We start from the raw sequence: 1,236 nt of genomic DNA, 5'->3' as shown, positions 1-1,236 counted from the left end.
ACCCGTTTAATTCACACTACGGATTTCAAACGGGCTGTCGAGCGAAAAGGCGGGGACTTGGGCTTCAAAGGTTTCGCCGTCGTCGGTCTGCATCAGATAGCTGCCCATCATCAAGCCAGAGGGCGTCGAAAGGGGGCAGCCTGAGGTGTAGGTGAAGCTATCGCCTTCGCGCAGGATCGGCTGTTCGCCGACAACGCCCGGACCTTGCACGACTTGGGTGACGCCATGGTGGTCGACAATCTTCCACGTACGCGCCGTCAGTTGCACGGTTTGCTCTGACAGATTGGCGATCTCGACCGTATAGGCCCACATGAAATCATTCTCCTCAGGATCGGATTGATCGTCGAGGAAAACCGGCGTCACCTGAATGCGGACACCGCGAGTCGTGGCGGAATATTGGGTCATGGCCTGCCTATACTGCCCATCGCAGTCCTCTGCATCCCTTGCTTACAGATCAAAGACAACGCCTTGTGCTAAGGGTAAGGTGGTGGAGTAATTGATCGTTTGGGTCTGGCGGATCATATAGGCTTTCCAAGCATCAGAGCCCGCTTCACGGCCCCCGCCGGTTTCTTTTTCTCCGCCAAAAGCGCCGCCAATTTCGGCACCCGAGGTCCCGATATTGACGTTGGCAATCCCGCAATCCGAGCCTGCATGCGACAAGAAGGTTTCCGCCTCCCGCAAGTCGATCGTGAAGATGGACGAGGAAAGGCCTTGGGGCACGTCATTCTGGATGGTGATGGCCTCTGCCAAGCTCTCAGCTTCCACCACATAGAGAATGGGGGCGAAGGTTTCTGTTTTCATGATGGCGGTCTGGGTCGGCATGTCGACGAGTGCGGGCTGGACGTAATTGCCGTGCAAGGCCTGACCACCCACCAGCACGCGCCCGCCTTCGGCTTCGGCTGTCTCTAGGGCCTGCAGCATGGCGGCGACGGCGGCAGCATCAATCAGAGGGCCGATCAGGGTTTCGGCCTTACGCGGATCACCAATCGACAGGCTCGCATAGGCCCGCACCAAACGCGCGATAAGGTCGGCTTTCACATCGGGATGCACGATCAAGCGGCGCAAGGTGGTGCAGCGTTGACCTGCGGTACCGACCGCAGAAAACACAATGGCGCGCACGGCTAGGTCTAAATCAGCACTGGGCCGCACAATCATTGCGCCATTACCGCCGAGCTCCAGCAAGCTGCGCTTGAGATGGGTCGCACAAGCCTTGGCCACTTCCCGCCCCATGCGGGT

The 1,236-nt window shown here is 58.7% G+C and carries 2 protein-coding genes; both read right to left on the bottom strand.

The genetic code is table 11. From position 1 onward, the window contains the following. Positions 1–6: 6 nt before the first annotated feature. Positions 7–405, bottom strand: coding sequence for a Co2+/Mg2+ efflux protein ApaG (apaG, locus tag ACOVRA_RS08150; protein ID WP_421719850.1), 399 nt, complete (start codon positions 403–405; stop codon positions 7–9). Positions 406–447: 42 nt separating this feature from the next. Continuing rightward, positions 448–1,236 (bottom strand): aldehyde dehydrogenase family protein (locus ACOVRA_RS08145; RefSeq protein WP_421719849.1); only part of this gene is annotated, 789 nt, incomplete at its 5' end.

Origin of the sequence: Aquidulcibacter sp., assembly GCF_049239865.1 — a bacterium.
Lineage (GTDB): Bacteria > Pseudomonadota > Alphaproteobacteria > Caulobacterales > Aquidulcibacteraceae > Aquidulcibacter.
The sequence above is the reverse complement of the archived record's forward strand: the minus strand, read 5'-3'. Positions and strand labels throughout refer to the sequence as shown.